This is a genomic window from Clostridia bacterium, from assembly GCA_036562685.1.
Classification (GTDB): domain Bacteria; phylum Bacillota; class Clostridia; order Christensenellales; family DUVY01; genus DUVY01.
This window is the reverse complement of the sequence record DATCJR010000026.1, coordinates 1-2,271: the sequence shown is the minus strand read 5'-3', so window position 1 is coordinate 2,271 and position 2,271 is coordinate 1. Positions and strand designations below refer to the sequence as shown.

The window sequence follows — 2,271 nt, the reverse complement described above, 5'->3', positions numbered from 1 at the left end:
AAAATTTGCAAAAAGAATTGAAATATTTGATTCGACATTAAGAGACGGTGCCCAGAGCGAAGGCATCAACTTTTCTATTGAAGATAAACTTAACATTGCAAAGACACTTGATGATTTTGGAGTAACATATATTGAAGCAGGTAATCCGGGCTCCAATCCAAAAGACCTTGAATTTTTTTCTAAGCTAAAAGAGTCTAAGTTGAAGTCCGCTACTCTTGTCGCTTTTGGTTCAACTAGAAGAAAAAATATAAAAGTCGAAGAAGATAATAATATACAATCTCTTCTAGCCGCCAATACTTCTGCTGTTGCTATTTTTGGCAAAAGCTGGAATTTGCATGTAACCGAAATTCTTAATACAACGCCTGAAGAAAATCTCAATATGATAAAAGACACTGTGTCATATCTGACCAATCAAGGCAAAAAAGTCATTTATGACGCTGAGCATTTTTTTGACGGTTACAAGACTGATTCAGAATATGCAATCAAAACGCTGGCTGCTGCCTATGAAGGCGGAGCGCAGACTTTGGTTCTTTGCGACACCAACGGCGGCTCTTTCCCTTATGAAATTTTTGAGATAACACAAAGAGTAGTTCAGGAATTTCCCAATGCGACTATAGGCATACACTGTCATAATGACGCGGCATGTGCCGAAGCCAACACATTAATGGCGGTAAAAGCTGGAGCTAGACATATTCAAGGCACATTTGTAGGATACGGCGAACGCTGCGGCAATACCAATCTTGCTGCAGTTATACCCTCTCTGCAATTAAAGATGCAATATCATTGTGTACCTGAAGAAAATATCGCGTCTTTGACTAATACAGCAAGAAAGATTGCAGAAATTTCCAATATCACATTGTCGCAGTTTATGCCCTATGTAGGTTCTTCAGCATTTACACACAAAGCCGGCATGCACGCTGACGGCGTACTCAAAAACAACCTTTCTTTCGAACATATTAATCCCGAAACCGTAGGCAATGAAAGAAAATTTGTGCTAAGCGAAATCGCTGGACGAAATGCGCTGGTTAACAAAATCAAAAATTATTTTCCTGAGCTTACCAAAGACAGTCCTAAAGTTACCGATATACTTAACATCATCAAAGCTATGGAAAAAGACGGATATCAATTTGAAAGTGCCGAAGCATCATTCTTATTGATTGTATATAAGGCGTTGGGACTTTATGTTCCGCAGTTTGAGCTTGTAAGTTACAAGACATCAACAGAAGCTCCATCAGAAAAAATGCTGTCAGCGATAGCTGTGGTAAAAATAAAAGTTCAAGACAAATACGAATTGACATGCGCCCAAGGCGACGGCCCTGTCAACGCACTTGACTTAGCTTTGAGAAAGGCTTTGGAATATTTTTATCCTAATCTCGCTAAGATGAGCTTAATAGACTATAAGGTTAGAGTACTGGATTCAAAAGAAGCGACCGCCGCCAAAGTTCGCGTTTTGATTTCTTCAACGGACGGAACTGATGTATGGTCCACTGTGGGAGTTTCTACCGACCTTATAGAAGCAAGCTTTAAGGCGCTTGTCGATAGTATCGAATATAAGCTGATGTCTGATAAAAAGATTATTAAAAATAGAAATTAAAAAAAATTTTATAAACGGAGAAATAAATTTATGGCTATGACTATGACGCAAAAAATCTTAGCGGCTCATGCAGGACTTGACAAGGTTGAAGCAGGTCAGCTGATTACAGCCAAGCTTGATCTTGTCTTAGGCAACGACGTTACATCCCCTGTTGCTGTAAAAGAGTTCCAAAAAGCCGAACTTGACAAGGTTTTTGACAAAAGCCGTATAGCACTTGTTATGGACCATTTTACACCTAACAAGGATATCAAAGCGGCAGAACAATGCAAATGCGTGAGAACATTTGCCAAAACTTTTGATATTGACAACTATTTTGATGTCGGAACAATGGGTGTTGAGCATGCTTTGTTACCCGAACAAGGTCTTGTAGGCCCGGGAGATTGCATAATTGGAGCGGATTCCCATACCTGTACATACGGAGCGCTTGGCGCTTTTGCAACAGGCGTAGGCAGTACCGACCTTGCTGCTGCAATATACAGCGGAGAAGCATGGTTTAAGGTTCCTTCAGCTATTAAGTTTGTGCTAAAAAATAAGCCTGCAAAATATATTTGCGGAAAAGATATCATTCTTCATATCATAGGGCTTATAGGCGTTGACGGCGCTTTATATAAATCTATGGAGTTTGTGGGCGACGGACTAAAATATCTGTCTATTGATGACCGCTTTACCATAGCCAA

At 39.9% G+C, this 2,271-nt stretch carries 2 protein-coding genes; both read left to right on the top strand.

Going from position 1 to position 2,271, the window contains the following annotated elements; translation table 11 throughout:
* The first annotated feature begins 16 nt into the window (after window positions 1–16).
* Window positions 17–1,594, top strand: a complete 1,578-nt coding sequence (gene cimA / locus VIL26_01025; protein ID HEY8389526.1) for a citramalate synthase — start codon at window positions 17–19, stop codon at window positions 1,592–1,594.
* A 30-nt stretch (window positions 1,595–1,624) separates the two neighbouring features.
* Window positions 1,625–2,271: aconitase family protein (locus VIL26_01020; protein HEY8389525.1), on the top strand; the 647-nt coding region annotated here is incomplete at its 3' end.